This is a genomic window from Roseimicrobium sp. ORNL1 (genome assembly GCF_011044495.1).
GTDB lineage: Bacteria > Verrucomicrobiota > Verrucomicrobiia > Verrucomicrobiales > Verrucomicrobiaceae > Roseimicrobium.
The window spans coordinates 7,422,910-7,437,305 of the sequence record NZ_CP049143.1 but is presented as its reverse complement, the minus strand read 5'-3'; the positions used below and the strand labels follow the sequence as shown (position 1 = coordinate 7,437,305).

Genomic DNA, 14,396 nt, shown 5'->3' with positions numbered 1-14,396 from the left:
GCGCAAGCTATGCATGGGTGTGGTGGTCGCTTCTCGCAGTCGTCTTGTACCTGCTTTCGTATCCGGTGTATTGCTTTGTTGCCTTTCTGGAGATCGTGCCACCAAACAGTTGGCTGATGTCAGCTCTTGATTACTTCTATGCTCCGGCGGGATGGGTGGATTTCGCCATCGGCAGGTCGTTTTGAGAAAGGCGCTGCGACATAGTATTCACAGTCTACGGGATGATTCCCTGTCATCCGCGGATGCGTCCTCCTGATGCGGATGCTGCTGGTGTCGGTGGCGCAGGAACAACAACGCCGCTGCATACAACACCACCGGCACCAGCGCACTGAGTGCGATGGTCAGTCCCGGATGATCCACCCCCAACGCGCCAATGGTGGCAAAGGTGAAGCCCAGCGGGATGCCACCGGAAATCAAGGCGGCCAGAAATACGCGAAACGGCATCGCCGAGAGACCGGCGAGGCATGCCACCGCCTCTGGCAGTACCGGCATCCAGCGGGAGAGGGCCACGATCCACCCCCCGCGATTGCCGTGGAAGAGACGTTTTCCTTTCGCCAAGCCATCGCGGCCTGCGAGCCACACGGCCACACTGTGGCCGAAGTGTTTGCACAGCCAGTACGCCACCACTCCGGAGAGCACCGAACCCGCCGTGCTGAAGACGCCCCCGAGGAACCACCCATAGCGCAATCCCAACGCAGACATCACCACCGTGCCGGGAATGGGGAGTACGAGATCACTCACCAGTAGAGCGATGCCCCCCAGCCATGCCCACGATCCGAGCGACTCCAGCCAGGCGCGCGCCCCTTGCAGGTCGAACATCTTCTCGAAGAGTTCACCCCAGAAGATGAAAGGCAGGATGATGAACACCAGCACCGCCACTACGAGCAGCCACAGGCGCGAACGATGCGGCTCCGGATGCGGTGCAGGGGCCGGCGCTTCTGTGCTCATGGCAGTGGCCTTGTGACCGGCATCATCACGCCGTGCGCACCGCGACGAGGCGCTGGATGTGCTTCGCCAGCATGTCGAACTCCACATTCACCACCTCGCCAGCCTTCAGCTTCGCGAGATTCGTCACGGCAAAGGTGTGCGGCGTGATCCAGAAGGTGAGCGAGTCTTCACCGAGGTCCGCAATAGTAAGGCTCATGCCATCAATGCAGATGGACCCCTTGTGCACCACGAGCTTCTTCCCGCTCTCGGGCAGGGCCACGGTGAACTGGTGATCCTTCCCCACGGGTTCCAGTTTCAGGATGGTCGCGGTGGTATCGATATGTCCCTGCACAAAATGCCCGCTCAGTCGGTCGCCGATTCTCAGGGAGCGTTCCAGATTCACCAGCGAGCCTTCCTTCAACTGACCCAGGCTGGTGACGCGCAGGGTCTCGATGAGCAAATCAAATGCTGCCGTGCCCTGTTCGGGGTCAAACTCCGTGACGGTGAGGCAGCAGCCGTTGCAGGCCACGCTTTCACCCAGGGCCAGCTCCGCTGCCATGGGTCCCACCTTGAGCACGATGCGCGCCCCGCCCTCGCGGAAGGCGATGCTTTCTACGGTGCCTGTGGTCTCAACAATGCCGGTGAACATGATGTCGCGAACGTAGCCCAGCTCAGGGCCATGCAACAACAGAAGCCGTGAAACGAGTGTTTTCTCACCATACGCACGCGCGGGACATACAGCTCTCAAAGAAATCCGCCACCAGTCGCGTTCATCCTGCATGCCGGTGTATCCCTGTCCCTGCTGTGGCCGATCTGATGTTGGTGAGCTGCCGGGGAGCTATGCCATCTGCGAGGTGTGTGATTGGGAGGATTGTGCGGTGCAATTGTCTTATCCGGCGATGGGTGGCGGTCCCAATGGGCGGAGCCTGATGGAGGAACAGCAAATCTTTGCGAAAAGGAACTCGTCACTGCCCCTGGTGGATCCCGGATGGCGCCCGTTGGATCCCAATTCGGATGTATATCTGGACTGGGATTCGGAGGAAGACCACAAGCTCTTGCACACGCATTGGGCTGAGGGCGCCTGCCAGCATTTGTATTACTGGAGGGAGGACTACTGGTTGCGCGCATTGAGGAATCCGTCATAACCTGACCGTTCCCGGAGCTCTGGCAGCGGGCTGCGTCTCAATCGGTTGCGAAGCCGAATCCACGGAGGTGGATTTGGACGCATCAAAGCCATTGCGCCGGGGCCGCACCGCGCTACCTAGCCGTAGCGTATCCCTTTTCAGGCTACTCATCTCCCTCACCACCTCACATGGAAAACGTCATCATCATCGGCACCGGCTGCGCGGGCTACACCGCAGCCATCTACACGGCGCGCGCCAATCTGAATCCGCTGATGCTCGCCGGCACCCAGCCCGGCGGACAGCTCACCACGACCACGGAGGTGGAGAATTTCCCCGGGTTCCCCGAGGGCATCCAGGGCCCTGACCTGATGATGAAGATGCAGGAGCAGGCCGAGAAATTCGGCGCGCGCATGGAGTACACCCATGTGGAGAGTGTGAAGAAGACTGCTGAAGGTCACTTCGATGTGCAGATCGAAGGTGGCAAGGTGCTGCAGAGCAAGACCGTGATCGTGGCCACCGGCGCCTCTCCGCGTCACTTGGGCCTGCCGAATGAGAAGAGCCTTATCGGCCGCGGTCTCACGAGCTGTGCCACGTGCGACGGCGCCTTCTACCGCAACGTGCCTGTAGCGGTGATCGGCGGTGGCGACAGTGCGGCGGAGGAAGCCACCTTCCTCACGCGCTTCGCCAGCACGGTGTACCTCATCCATCGCCGCGATGAACTGCGCGCTTCCAAGATCATGGCGGACCGCGCGCTCGCGAATCCCAAGATCAAGCCCATCTGGAACAGCACCGTGAGCCAGTACCTCACCGATGAAAAAGGCGAGGTGCGCGCCGTGGAGCTGCTGAACCTGGTCACTGACGAAAAGAGCGAGCTGGAGCTGAAGTGCGTGTTTGTGGCCATCGGCCACGTGCCCAACACCCAGTTCCTCAACGGCCTCGTGACGCTCGACGAGAACGGCTACATCATCCAGACCCGTGGCACGCACACGAATGTGGACGGCCTCTTCGCCGCTGGTGACGTGGCAGACCATGTGTACCGCCAGGCCATCACCGCTGCCGGACAAGGCTGTGCCGCCGCGCTCGAAGCCGAGCGCTATCTGGCGCATGGGTGAGGCTCAACGAAAAGAAAGTAGCTTCGGCTTCAGCCGAATGGCTTTGGATTTGGATGCACTGCGAGCAGTGCATCCTCTTTGTTTGGAGCGTTCTGGCACCAAAGGACAGAACACGTACTGGAGCCCCTGAGGCACTATTCGCTCGGAATGTTAGCGTCTCTCCAAACAAAGGGGACGGTAGGGATGCGCTCCTGCGCGTCCGTAGATAACGGGCGGAGGTGGAGGGAGATGTCACATGGCGGGGCCGTTTCGTGCCGCAGTTCCACACCACCTCCGCCCGCCTGAAGTCGGACGCGCAGGAGCGCATCCCTACCGCATCCTTGGTGGAAGGACGTTTGCCTGGAAGGGCGTGGTTCGCGGAACTGCTTCGACTGTGCGTCATCGATCGCCGTGAAAGCATATGCTCGCGCAAAAACGAAACAACCCACCGGCTCTCACCGGTGGGTTGTTTGTTCAGAGTGGTCGTCGTTGTTACCTTATGCTTGCGGGCAGCGTCGCTTACGCCTTCAGCCAGCCGTCGCGATAGGCGGGGCGCTTGATGAACTTGTTGGCGGCTTCCACGTTGGTCACCTTCATGTTCTCGGCATCCCAGGAGATGGTCTGGCCGGAGCGGATGGCGAGGTTGCCCAGCAGCACGAATTCCGTGAGCTTGGCGGAGTAGTCGAAGTTCGAGCTCGGCGTGCCGCCGTTCACGATGCAGTGGGCCCACTCGCCCTGCGGATTGTTCGGCTTGGGGCTGCGCGCCTCGGTCTTCTTGATCTTGCCGTCGGCCATGGCCTGCTTCGTTTCCATGAACTTCGGGCTGGGGTAGATGGAGGGGCTGGCGCAGTAGGCGTCGCCTTCGAAGACCACCGCATCCGTGCCCTGGAAGATCATGCCGCTGGTGGCCTTCTTCCAGCCTTCTTCGGAGAGGCCGTCCATCATGGCGGGTTTCACGGGCTTGTGAGGCTGGCCGTCGCGCATGCCATCGCGCCAGGAGACGACGAGGGGCTCGGGATTGTTCTTGCCGGCGGCGAAGTGGTACTTCAGCGAGCTCCAGACGGGCGCATTGCGCTCGGTGACTTCACTGCTTTCGACCTCGATCTTCACCGGGATGGCCTGGCCGAGGATGCTGAAGGTGGCGTCCATGATATGGCAGCCCATGTCACCCAGAGCGCCGGAGCCGAACTGCCACCAACCACGCCAGTTGAAGGGATGCAGGCCCTTGCCGCGCTTGAGGTCGCTTTCGGGCAGGTCGTACTCGAAGTAGGGCTCATAGGCCTCGACGTTCAGCCAGGTATCCCAATCGAATCCAGCGGGGACTTCGGCGGGCTTCGTCTTGATCGGGCCCTGCGGCCAGATGGGGCGGTTCGTCCAGAGGTCGATGCTCTTGAGCGTGCCAATCGCGCCCTGCTCGATCCATTCCTTGGCGAGGCGCTGGCCTTCCATGGTGCGGCCCTGGTTGCCCATCTGCGTGATCACGCCAGCCGCCTTGGCAGCCTTGTGGAGTTCACGTACTTCCCAGATGGTGTTGCACAGCGGCTTCTGCACGCACACGTTCTTCTTGTAGCCCAGCGCCCACATGGCAGCGGGGAAGTGGGTGTGGTCCGGAGTGCTGATGATCACGCCATCGAGTTCCTTGTGGCACTCGTCCAGCATCTTGCGGAAGTCGGTGTAGAGCTTCGGCGGAGTGGCGGGAGCGGCTTCACCAGCGTCGAGGAAAAGCTTCGTGTGACGCTTCGCGGCGTCTTCCAGGCGATCCTTCGCCACATCCACGAGGGCCACGATGTTGTGGTCCAGCGCGATGGCCTGGGTGTCGGACTGACCCTTGCCGCCTGCGCCGATGACCGCGAGGTTCAGCTTCTTGCCGGCGGTGTTTTGGCCACGCACGAGCAGGTTCGGGAAGGCAAAGGTGCTACCCGCGACTCCGGCGGCAGTGGTGAGAAAGCGACGGCGGTTCAAAGCATTGCTTGGCATGATTTAAGCAGGGTTAGGGTTTAGCGATTGAAAAAGGGGCGGTCAGAGTAGCGCTTGGTAACGAGCGCTGCCACAGGTTCTTTGCGCCGGATCGCGCGAAATGTGGAGGCCATGCGAGGAGAAATTGGACATGAAGACTGGCGGATCGATGACGGGATCGACGGTTGACGCCACCCGCATCGGTCCCATGATGCTGCGTGACTCAATCTGCTACTGCTGCTGCTCCCACCACGACGGAGATTCCAGATGCCCTCACGCGCCTGCGCGCCGTGGTGCACCGCCTGCGTGCGCCGGGAGGGTGCCCGTGGGACCGGGAGCAGACGCATGAGTCCCTGATTCCGCATCTTCTGGAGGAGGCGTATGAGGTGGCGGAGGCCATCAAGAACAACGACATGCCCCACCTGCGGGAGGAACTGGGGGACCTGCTGCTCCAGCCCGTGCTACACGCGGAGATCGCTTCAGAGACAGGCGCGTTTGATCTGGATGCCATGGCTCATGAGCTCACGGAGAAGCTCATCCGCCGCCACCCGCATGTGTTCGGCGAAGCCAATGCCGAGACCAGCGATGCGGTGCTGAAGCAGTGGGATGCCATCAAACGCGAGGAAAAGGGCACGCAGCGTGAGTCCATTCTGCATGGCATCTCTCATGGGCTGCCGGCCCTCATGCGCGCCCAGAAGCTGCAGAAGAAGGCGGCCAAGGTCGGCTTTGACTGGCCGGATGCGGCGCCGGTATTGGAGAAGATTCGCGAGGAGGCCGCAGAGATCACGCATGCCATGGAGGCCCGCAATGCCGCCGCAGTCACCGAGGAGGTTGGGGATCTGCTGTTTACGGTAGTGAATCTGGCACGGAAGCTGGGCGTGGACTCAGAGAGTGCGCTGGCGGCTGCCAGCGCCAAGTTCGAGCGGCGTTTCGGCCAGGTCGAGCTGGCCCTTGAAGCTCAGGGGAAAAAGCCCCAGGACTGCACTCTGGTGGAGCTGGATGAGCTGTGGGACGCGGTGAAGGTAAAAGAATCGTAAAAAAGCTGCCCGAAACCAATATTTTCCGGTAACTTCCGTTAGTCTTTTCGGAGGGGTAGATCGTAGCCATGAAGACTCTTTTTCTTATTCTTGGGGTGTTGGGAATGTGCGGTTTGGCATCGCTGTCTGCGGAGACGCGCACTTTCATCGACCAGAACGGACGTTCGCTGGATGGCGAGTTGGTCAGCGCCAGCGGAGACATGGTCACCATCAAGCGCACCAGCGATGGCCTCGTTTTCACCGTGAAGGCGGCCAACTTCAGCAAGGCGGATCAGGATTACTTTGTGAGCAAGGGCGCCGTCGTGAAGCAAACACCGGCAGCGGCGGCTGCCAATGTGAGCGCTGCTTCCGCTTCTGCGGCAAGCGCGGCCTCCAGCGCTGCAGGCCCGCCCATGCGCATCGAGGCCAAGGTCTATCCTGCCAAGAGCGACCGGCCCACGAACAACTACTACGACGAGCGCACGGCACGAATAGGATTCCGGGTGGATATCAAGAACGGTGAACAGCAGCGTGCTTTCAACGGCGGCAAGGCGGTGATGATGGCCTTTGCCAAGAACTTGCAGGACAACCAGGAATCCAAGGTCGTCAGCCGGGAGGAGTTTGAGGTGACCTTGGAGCCACTGAAGATGCTGACGCAGGACACCAAGGAGGTGAAGGTTAGCTACGACAACATCTACTACAAGTACGGCTACAAATACTCAGGATACCTGCTGGTGGTGAAGGACCAGACCGGGAAGACCGTCGCCATTGTGGGCAGCAGCAGCACCCTTGAAAAATCAGCGGATGATCTTCTCAAACTGGGAGCCAATGATTTGTTCGACAAGAACAACAAGAAGACTGGGAACAATCCCAGCCAGTTTTCGACGAACTGAGCCCAGTGCCGCGGGGCGGCGTGGTGTGACGTTGCGCGACCTAGTAGTCGCGCTGGAGGAGATAGTCCGCGAGCGCACGCAGCCAAACGCCATTCGGGCCGAAGACTTCGAGGGCTGCATGCGCCGCCTCAGTCAGCCGGTGCGCTTCCGCGCGTGACGCATCCAAGCCCATGAGTGCGGGATAGGTGCTCTTCTCCGTGGCCACGTCCTTGCCGGCACTCTTGCCTAGCTTCTCGCTGGTCTGGGTGACGTCCAGGATGTCATCGATGATCTGGAAGGCGAGGCCGGTGGCCATGCCGAAGTCATGCAGCGCCTGCATCTGCTCTGCAGTGGCATCCGCGCTCATGCCGCCGAGCTTCACACTCGCGGTGAGCAGCGCGGCGGTCTTGCTCTCATGGATGTAGCGCAAATCCTCCAGCGGGAGCTTCTTGCCCTCGCCCTCGAGGTCCGCCACCTGGCCGCCCACGAGATGCAGGCTGCCAGCGGTACGTGCAAGGAGCGCCACCATGTCTGCCGGGGAATGCCGATGTGTCACCGGCGTGCGGGCCACGAGTTCGAACGAGAGGGCCTGGAGCGCATCTCCTGCGAGCAGGGCCACTGCTTCGCCATAGACCTTGTGGCAGGTTGGCACGCCGCGGCGCATGTCGTCATCATCCATGCAGGGCAGGTCATCGTGGATGAGCGAATACGTGTGCAGGCACTCCACCGCGCCCGCGGCGAAGAGCGCGCTCTCACGCGAGCCACCGCACGCCTCGGCTGCCGCCAGGCAAAGAATGGGCCGCAGACGCTTGCCACCTGCGAAAATGCTGTGCCGCATGGCCGCGTGCAGATTCGCCGGACGGGTGGTTGCAGCAGGCAGGAAACGCTCCAGCGCCGCATCCACGAAGGCGACGCGCTGGGAGAGGTAGGTCTTGAGGTCGAGCTCGGGCATGAAGACAGCGGGGGTGGAAACGGTCATCAAGCGTGGGCGCGGGGCGGAGTCAAACGGGATGTGGGAGGTGGGGGGCAAGCGCTCCGAGGCGAAGCCTCCTTGGATTGCGGCAGCTTGCTGCCGCTTTGAAGAGGCCGCAGCCTGCTGCGGCGATGGCGATGCTCGCCCAAAGCGTAATGGTACGGGGAGAGGATAGGCGACTTCGTCGCGGTGAAATGCGCAGCAGGTTGCGCTGAGGACAGCGGCAGCAGGCTGCACGCAGTCCAAAGCCTTCGGCCCGCTTCGTTGCAACAAAAAGGCTTCCTCGCGGTGAACGAGGAAGCCCGAATCTATCGAAGATAGGAACAGCCCGTACGCTACACCAGACACTCCGCGATCTGCACCGCATTCAGCGCCGCTCCCTTGAGGAGCTGGTCGCCGGCGACCCAGAAGGCGAGGCCATTGTCGAGGGCGCAGTCCAGGCGGAGGCGGCCCACGGCGCAGTTGTCCTTGCCGGCCACATCGAGGGCGAGGGGGTACTTCTTCAGCGTGGGATCGTCCACGAGGTCCAGGCCCTTCGCCGTGCGGAGCACTTCATAGGCGGCTTCCACGGTCACGGGCTTTTCGAACTCGGCGCTCACGGCCACGCTATGGGCGCGGAAGACGGGCACACGCACGCAGGTCACACTCGCGCGGAGCGTGGGGTGGTGCATGATCTTGCGACCCTCGTTCTCCATCTTCATCTCCTCTTTCGTGTAACCGGAGTCGAGGAAGGAATCCACATGGGGCAGGGCGTTGAAGGCGATCTGGTGCGGGTACACCTTCACCTGGTCGGCAGGCAGACGCACATCGTCCCACTTGCGTTCGGCTTTGGCCCATTCGCGGGTCTGGCGCTCGAGTTCTTCAATGGCCTGCGCGCCCGTGCCGGATACGGCCTGGTAGCTGGAGGCAAAGAGGCGCTTCACGCCAAAGGCCTGATGCAGCGGCCACAGCGCCATCAGTGTGATCGCGGTCGTGCAGTTCGGGTTCGCGATGATGCCCTTGTGCTTCTTCACGTCGTCCGCGTTGATTTCCGGGACCACGAGGGGCACGGAGTCATCCATGCGGTAGGCGGAGGAGTTGTCCACCACCACGGCACCGGCCTTCACCGCGTGCGGGATGAATTCCTTGCTGATGCCGCCGCCCGCGCTGAAGAGCGCAATGTCCACGCCCTCAAAGGAGTCCGCCTTGAGCTCTTTGATAGTCACGTCGGTGCCTTTGAACTTCATAGTCTTTCCAGCGCTGCGCGCGGAAGCGAGAAGGGTCAGTTGACCGACGGGAAAGTTCCGCTGCTCGAGGCAGCGCAGCATTTCCACGCCGACGGCGCCGGTGGCACCGGCAATGGCGACGTGCTTGAGTTGGCTCATATTTGTGTTTGGATTTGAGGGGCGCGCAGACTACGCTCCCGGACGTAAAATGCAACAAATGCAGCAGCTCTCGCAGCCCCGTCTTGAAGTCTCCATCGGGACCCAGCTCCTCAGCCTGTGGGATGGGCGCCGCATGGTGAAGCAGTGGCCCTGCAGCACCTCGAAGTTCGGCATCGGCTTCATGCCGGGCTCGAACCAGACGCCGCTGGGCGCCTTCCGCGTGGCGGAGAAGCACGGGGACGGCCTGCCGCAGCACACCATCTTCAAGTCGCGCAAGCCCGTGGGCGAGTGGCAGCCAGATGGTCCCACAGATGGGGATCTCATCCTGTCCCGCATCCTCTGGCTGGAGGGCTGCGAAGAGCGGAATGCGAACACCCTCGACCGCTACATTTACATCCACGGCACGAATGACGAGGGCAGCATCGGCCGCGCCGCCAGCCATGGCTGTGTGCGCCTCCGGAATGCGGATGTGGCCGCCCTCTATGACATGGTGGGCGTGGGAACGCCCGTTTGGATCGCGGAATGAACGGGTTGCCTGTCGTGGGCAACATGCACGAATTCCCAGAAATCGGAGTTGGCATCCAGCCTGCTCGCCGTTATAGGCCGAATTAAGGAATGGCGTTACCCGCCACCCCCAGAAAAACAGCAATTCAATCCATTCAACGATACCCGACCATGAAAGCCACCATTGCCGCCCTTGTCCTGGCCGTTGCCGGCCTCACCCTTTCCTCCTGTGCTTCCAAGAATCCCCCGCCCCCCCAGCCCTCCGTGGACATGGGCATGCACAGCAGCAAGTAAGCTGAGCTGAGCAGATTCAACATCTTCAAAAGCATGTCAGGTTTATCCTGGCGTGCTTTTTTATTGCATCTGGCGACACAGATGCCACGCATCAGGCGTTGTTATTCAGTCTAAACCGCTCATTCAACCAACTGTACTGCTCCCCAAAATCATGACCCGTATTCTTACCCTCGCCCTTGCTGCCGCCGCTCTGAGCCTCGCTTCCTGCGCTGCCATCAAGAAGGACTGCGACTCCTGCTGCTCCTCCAAGCCCGCCGTGAAGAAAGAAGAGTGCTGCGTGAAGGCAGAGAAGGCCGGCAAGAAGTGCGAAGTGTGCGCCGCCAAGGGCCACAAGCACTAGTCCAAGCTGAGCGAAGCCGACAAGGCTTCATCTCCTTTTTAAAAACCGCCGGATGCTGAAAGGCTCCGGCGGTTTTTGTTTTGTCTTCCTGACTAGCTGGCACAGACCCGATTAGGGAAGCGAACATCTCATACCATCAACAGTTAAAATGGGTCTTGGGGAAGGAAACGAGGGGCCAAGCAAAGGAGCGTGGACACTCTTGTCCGCCGCCCCTGACGCACATCTCTCTTTTATCTGGCACGCAAGGCCATATTCCACCAGAGCTACTCCAAAAGCGTCACCAGTAGCCTCCACATGAAGGAGGTCGCAGTACAACAGAACAGCGGACAAGAGTGTCCACGCTCCCTTGAAATGCCCGGCACTTCACCTTGGAATTGAATGGCCTCTCGTACCAAGACCTGTTTTCAACTCTTCTCGTATCACTCCTGGCCTACTATCTCATCCCAAGCCTTCTTCGTCTCGGCATTGAGGTGCAGGTAGATTTTCTCCACCTCAGTGGCGGACTCCTTGTCCTGAAGCATCCTCAGGCAGAGCGCTGCGACGGTTTTGTCAGGGGTTCCCGCGGGAAGCTTGATGGCGCTCGGCTGGTAGATGCGCTCGCAAGCATACTCTTCGTCGTCCGCCTTTTTGCTTTTGGGTGATGGCTTGGTGCCATCCTTCAAAACGGATCGAAGGACTTGGAGGGCTTCAGGTGTCTTTTGATTCCGGAGGACGGCCATGGTTAGCCAGCGATTGCTCGGATGGGGATCGTTCAGGGCGAGTCGCGCCAGGCGTTCGAAGGTTGCCTGGTCGTACTGCCACTCCTTCGCATGTTCTTCGCCGAATACCCAGCGAAGGGCTCCAAGGCTTTCTCCACTCCGGACAGGCGCGGACTTGATGGCTTCGTGCAGCACCTCCTTGGGCAGATAGGGAAGCAGCACCCGGGCGAGGAGCTTGTCCAGCGGTGAAGCCATCTCCCAAGGATCCTGCCCGCAGCCGAAGAGTTTCAGATAGAGCGCAGCTCTCGTCTCGACAGCGGGGAAATGCTTTTCGAATTCTGCGAGGGCATCGTCCTCTGTGGCTGTCGATAACTTTGACCTGTCCAATGCAGGGGGAAGCAAAGCCGCATAGCGCTCCTGCTGGCGGCGCTCGGCCTCGGCCCGGCGCTGGGACTTCTCTTTCTCAAGCTGCCGGGAATCTTTGTATCCATATTTGGCAAGCCATCCGGCGAGATAGCGCGCGCTGTCTCCCGTGAGGATGCCATCACTGGGCCAGGTGCCGTAGTGCCAGCGGAGGGCGCTGCCATGGTGATATCCAATCACGGCCACCAGGTCCTCACCTTTGTAGAGTGCAAAAACGACATTGCCCAGGCAACTGCACTGCCCGTGGTTTTTGGTTTCGTCGACGGAAAAGTGCTTCAGCAGCTCCCTGACCTCCGTCAGGTCACGAGTGTCCCGCAGGGTCTGCACTTCTTCAGGATTTCGGATGTCCACGCCTATTGATTTGGCGCAAATCCTGTCCACCCCATCGAGGACCTCTGCGAGGTCCTCGTTCATGCTCTTGTGAATTCGCGCTTGGGGATTGGCCTTCACAAACGCCTCGATCGCTTTTGGAGGAGCATTGCTGAAAAGCAGGAAGGCGCTCTTGAGCTTGGGCATTGGGGCATCCGGCAGACTCGCCACTTTGCTGCCGGACACGTAAAACTTGGTGAGCTTGGGCAGATTGGCGAGTGCGGAGAGCTCCAGTCCGGGAAGTGGCCTGTGATCGAATGCCAGGATCTGGCCCGCGTAGAATTCCCGCAGATTCTGCAACTGGCCCAGCCAGCGGGCATCGCCGAGATAGTCACAGTAGTTCGCCACCAGGACCTTGAGTGCTGAAAGCGAACCGAGCACTTCCAGATGGGAGACCTGTGGTCCTGAAGGCAGGATAAGGTATTCCAGAGGGAGGCTTTTCAAGACCGCAAAATCAAAGTGTTTTGGACGGACGTCCCGCAGGTCCAAAAAACGCAGGTTCTGTAGTTTGGAGAAACCAGACATGTCGGTGCACTGCCAGTTACCACCGGAATCCATCACCAAGATGCGTACCTCTGCAGGAATGGGAGGCATCTTCTCATCCCATTGCCAGAGTACGCCTGCATTGACATCGAGACAGACATGTTCCCAGTCGAGCTTCACCAGAAGTTTCTCGATCCCATCCGGCCACTTCCGGAGCGTAAGGCCACGCAGTGAACGCAAGGCTTCGTCATCCATGTCTGCCAGCGGATTGAGGACAGTCGCGGGTGCTTGCGGTTCCGTTGCCAAGCCGATTGGTTTGTCCTGCGCCTTTTCCTCAATGCTGCAAGCGACCACCATGGACCGGCCGTCTGCGAGTGTTCGGTAGAGTTTTCCATTCTTGATGGTGAAGGAGTATTTCCCCGGCGCATCCAGACACAGCTTGAAGCCCTGCACCAGTGCCACATCTCCCGGTACAGGCTCCTCTCCCTCTGTGGTGTGCACTGGGGGAGTGAAAGGTTTCCCGTCGAGTTCAAACACATAACCGCCCGTAGTTTGCGCCCTGATGGCGACCACCGGCATGAGAGTGAGAAGAACCAACCAGTAGAAAAGTTGCTTCATGACATGATGGTGACGAGCGCGCGATACCGATGTCTACTGACGAGCTGTTCAGATCGAATGCGTCCGCCTGTTCGGACGCCGGTCATTGGCTCGCCCTCACCGCTTCCTCAGCGAGGATCTCCAGTCCGTCCTGAACGATCTGGTGCGGTTGGGAGAAGGTGATGCGCAGGCACTGGGAGGCGTGAGCCCAAGGTTCCTTGAGACCAAAGGAGAAATAGTGGCCGGGGATGACCAGCACGCTGCGTTCCTTCAGCCGCTGGTAGAGTTCCGCGGAGGTGATGCGCAGATCCTTGAGCCAGAGCCAGAGGAAGAAGGCGCCCTCCCGGGCATGCAGTGCCCAGCGGGTACGGTCGCCGAGGGAGTTCGTGAGCACCTCGGCGGCGAAGTCGGAGCGTGCCTTGTAGAAGGGGCGAATGACCTCGCGGCTCAGGCGCGGCAGGGTGTCATCAGCCAGCAGCGGCGTGAGCAGGGTCTGGCCGAGATTGGGATTCGCGAGCGCGAGAATGGCGTTCATGTTGCTGAGCGCCTTCACGATCTGCGGTGAGGCAACAATCATCGCATTGCGCACGCCGGGCAGTCCCACCTTGGACATGCTGATGGAGAAGATCATGCCCTCCTCCCAGTGCGGGTGAAAGCCGGTGTAGAGCACATCCGGAAAGGGGTGTCCGTACGCGTTGTCCACGATGAGGGGGATGCCGCGCGCACGTGCGAGGTCGCGCAGTCGGGTAAACTCCTCCGGCGTGAGCACATTCCCCGTCGGGTTCGTGGGACACGAGACAGCCATGGCCGCGATGTCCGGTGTGATAGCGCTACGCAGCCGGTCAAAGTCCACGCGGTATTTGATTTCATGCGGGCCATGCTCCTCGATCTGCGGCAGGCAGGCGGCGAAGTGTTCCTCGCTCAGGCCCTGATTGGCGTAGCCGATGTACTCCGGCACCAAGGGACAGAGGATGCGCTTTTTTCCAGAGGGGGAGTCACCGGCGAGGAGGTTGAACAGGAGGAAAAAGGCAGCCTGGCTGCTGGGCAGCACACAGATGTTCTCACGCGTCACCTCCCAGCCGCATTCCCGTTTCAAGAAAGACGCGAATGCCTCGCGGAACTGGGGGTTCCCCGAGGGGGGATCGTAGTTCAGCAGCATGCGATCCAGCACAGGACCGTCCTCCACCAGGGCGTGCATCTGCCGCCGCCAGAGGGCCTGTACTTCCGGGATGGCGGCCGGCTGGCCGCCCCCCAGCATCCGCATGTCCGGATGGGAGGTCATGGCGGCGCCGAGGTCGTCCATCAGCTCCTGAATGCCGCTGGGCCCGGAGAGCAACTGGCCGATGCGTGAGAAAGTCATTGGCA

14 protein-coding genes are annotated in these 14,396 nt (G+C 60.7%); 7 read left to right on the top strand and 7 right to left on the bottom strand.

The genetic code is table 11. The annotated features are described in order from the left end of the window. Window positions 1-207: 207 nt before the first annotated feature. Both G5S37_RS30050 and G5S37_RS30045 read right to left on the bottom strand, forming a co-directional pair. The gene (locus G5S37_RS30050; RefSeq protein ID WP_165210058.1) at window positions 208-948 is read right to left on the bottom strand and encodes a VTT domain-containing protein; all 741 of its coding nucleotides are present in this window, start codon (window positions 946-948) and stop codon (window positions 208-210) included. 25 nt (window positions 949-973) lie between these two features. Further along, window positions 974-1,708: a riboflavin synthase gene (locus G5S37_RS30045; RefSeq protein WP_240914750.1), complete on the bottom strand. Its 735-nt coding sequence runs from the start codon at window positions 1,706-1,708 to the stop codon at window positions 974-976. Between G5S37_RS30045 and G5S37_RS32925 the strand changes: the two genes are divergently transcribed. Next, complete coding sequence (locus G5S37_RS32925; protein ID WP_165210055.1) at window positions 1,707-2,072, top strand: CPCC family cysteine-rich protein; 366 nt, start codon at window positions 1,707-1,709, stop codon at window positions 2,070-2,072. The two genes, G5S37_RS30045 and G5S37_RS32925, sit on opposite strands and share 2 nt — an antisense overlap. 167 nt (window positions 2,073-2,239) lie before the next feature. Beyond that, on the top strand, window positions 2,240-3,163 hold the full coding sequence (gene trxB, locus G5S37_RS30035) for a thioredoxin-disulfide reductase (RefSeq protein WP_165210052.1): 924 nt from the start codon (window positions 2,240-2,242) through the stop codon (window positions 3,161-3,163). Between the two features lie 498 nt (window positions 3,164-3,661). On the opposite strand, the gene G5S37_RS30030 is transcribed toward trxB, so the two are convergent. After that, a complete protein-coding gene (locus tag G5S37_RS30030; protein WP_165210049.1) occupies window positions 3,662-5,119 on the bottom strand; it encodes a Gfo/Idh/MocA family oxidoreductase in 1,458 nt (485 codons plus the stop codon). A 197-nt stretch (window positions 5,120-5,316) separates the two neighbouring features. On the opposite strand from G5S37_RS30030, the gene mazG reads away from it, so the two are divergent. Then, entirely contained in the window at window positions 5,317-6,135 is an 819-nt protein-coding gene (gene mazG / locus G5S37_RS30025) for a nucleoside triphosphate pyrophosphohydrolase (protein ID WP_240914749.1), read from the top strand. Between the two features lie 68 nt (window positions 6,136-6,203). Then, entirely contained in the window at window positions 6,204-7,007 is an 804-nt protein-coding gene (locus tag G5S37_RS30020; RefSeq protein ID WP_165210046.1) for a hypothetical protein, read from the top strand. Between the two features lie 40 nt (window positions 7,008-7,047). Here the strand turns inward: G5S37_RS30020 and G5S37_RS30015 are convergent, their stop codons facing one another. Both G5S37_RS30015 and G5S37_RS30010 read right to left on the bottom strand, forming a co-directional pair. Then, the gene (locus tag G5S37_RS30015) at window positions 7,048-7,965 is read right to left on the bottom strand and encodes a polyprenyl synthetase family protein (protein ID WP_240914748.1); all 918 of its coding nucleotides are present in this window, start codon (window positions 7,963-7,965) and stop codon (window positions 7,048-7,050) included. A 329-nt stretch (window positions 7,966-8,294) separates the two neighbouring features. Continuing rightward, complete coding sequence (locus G5S37_RS30010) at window positions 8,295-9,323, bottom strand: aspartate-semialdehyde dehydrogenase (protein ID WP_165210043.1); 1,029 nt, start codon at window positions 9,321-9,323, stop codon at window positions 8,295-8,297. A gap of 58 nt (window positions 9,324-9,381) precedes the next feature. On the opposite strand from G5S37_RS30010, the gene G5S37_RS30005 reads away from it, so the two are divergent. From G5S37_RS30005 to G5S37_RS30000, 3 genes are all read left to right on the top strand, one after another. Further along, on the top strand, window positions 9,382-9,849 hold the full coding sequence (locus tag G5S37_RS30005) for a L,D-transpeptidase (RefSeq protein WP_165210018.1): 468 nt from the start codon (window positions 9,382-9,384) through the stop codon (window positions 9,847-9,849). A gap of 149 nt (window positions 9,850-9,998) precedes the next feature. Beyond that, window positions 9,999-10,121 (top strand): hypothetical protein, encoded by a 123-nt coding sequence (locus G5S37_RS32790; RefSeq protein ID WP_276617006.1) that lies wholly within the window; start codon window positions 9,999-10,001, stop codon window positions 10,119-10,121. Between the two features lie 151 nt (window positions 10,122-10,272). Next, a complete protein-coding gene (locus G5S37_RS30000) occupies window positions 10,273-10,461 on the top strand; it encodes a hypothetical protein (protein WP_165210015.1) in 189 nt (62 codons plus the stop codon). Between the two features lie 419 nt (window positions 10,462-10,880). On the opposite strand, the gene G5S37_RS29995 is transcribed toward G5S37_RS30000, so the two are convergent. Next, a complete protein-coding gene (locus G5S37_RS29995; protein ID WP_165210012.1) occupies window positions 10,881-13,052 on the bottom strand; it encodes a hypothetical protein in 2,172 nt (723 codons plus the stop codon). Window positions 13,053-13,134: 82 nt separating this feature from the next. Continuing rightward, a complete protein-coding gene (locus G5S37_RS29990; protein ID WP_240914747.1) occupies window positions 13,135-14,391 on the bottom strand; it encodes a valine--pyruvate transaminase in 1,257 nt (418 codons plus the stop codon). Window positions 14,392-14,396: the final 5 nt, after the last annotated feature.

What these genes read in the sequence shown, in the direction of transcription:
- G5S37_RS30050 (WP_165210058.1), bottom strand. Translation starts at nt 948, where the DNA reads ATGAGCACAGAAGCGCCGGCCCCTGCACCGCATCCGGAGCCGCATCGT.
- G5S37_RS32925 (WP_165210055.1), top strand. Translation starts at nt 1,707, where the DNA reads ATGCCGGTGTATCCCTGTCCCTGCTGTGGCCGATCTGATGTTGGTGAG.
- G5S37_RS30045 (WP_240914750.1), bottom strand. Translation starts at nt 1,708, where the DNA reads ATGCAGGATGAACGCGACTGGTGGCGGATTTCTTTGAGAGCTGTATGT.
- trxB (WP_165210052.1), top strand. Translation starts at nt 2,240, where the DNA reads ATGGAAAACGTCATCATCATCGGCACCGGCTGCGCGGGCTACACCGCA.
- G5S37_RS30030 (WP_165210049.1), bottom strand. Translation starts at nt 5,119, where the DNA reads ATGCCAAGCAATGCTTTGAACCGCCGTCGCTTTCTCACCACTGCCGCC.
- G5S37_RS30020 (WP_165210046.1), top strand. Translation starts at nt 6,204, where the DNA reads ATGAAGACTCTTTTTCTTATTCTTGGGGTGTTGGGAATGTGCGGTTTG.
- G5S37_RS30015 (WP_240914748.1), bottom strand. Translation starts at nt 7,965, where the DNA reads ATGACCGTTTCCACCCCCGCTGTCTTCATGCCCGAGCTCGACCTCAAG.
- G5S37_RS30010 (WP_165210043.1), bottom strand. Translation starts at nt 9,323, where the DNA reads ATGAGCCAACTCAAGCACGTCGCCATTGCCGGTGCCACCGGCGCCGTC.
- G5S37_RS30005 (WP_165210018.1), top strand. Translation starts at nt 9,382, where the DNA reads ATGCAGCAGCTCTCGCAGCCCCGTCTTGAAGTCTCCATCGGGACCCAG.
- G5S37_RS32790 (WP_276617006.1), top strand. Translation starts at nt 9,999, where the DNA reads ATGAAAGCCACCATTGCCGCCCTTGTCCTGGCCGTTGCCGGCCTCACC.
- G5S37_RS30000 (WP_165210015.1), top strand. Translation starts at nt 10,273, where the DNA reads ATGACCCGTATTCTTACCCTCGCCCTTGCTGCCGCCGCTCTGAGCCTC.
- G5S37_RS29995 (WP_165210012.1), bottom strand. Translation starts at nt 13,052, where the DNA reads ATGAAGCAACTTTTCTACTGGTTGGTTCTTCTCACTCTCATGCCGGTG.
- G5S37_RS29990 (WP_240914747.1), bottom strand. Translation starts at nt 14,391, where the DNA reads ATGACTTTCTCACGCATCGGCCAGTTGCTCTCCGGGCCCAGCGGCATT.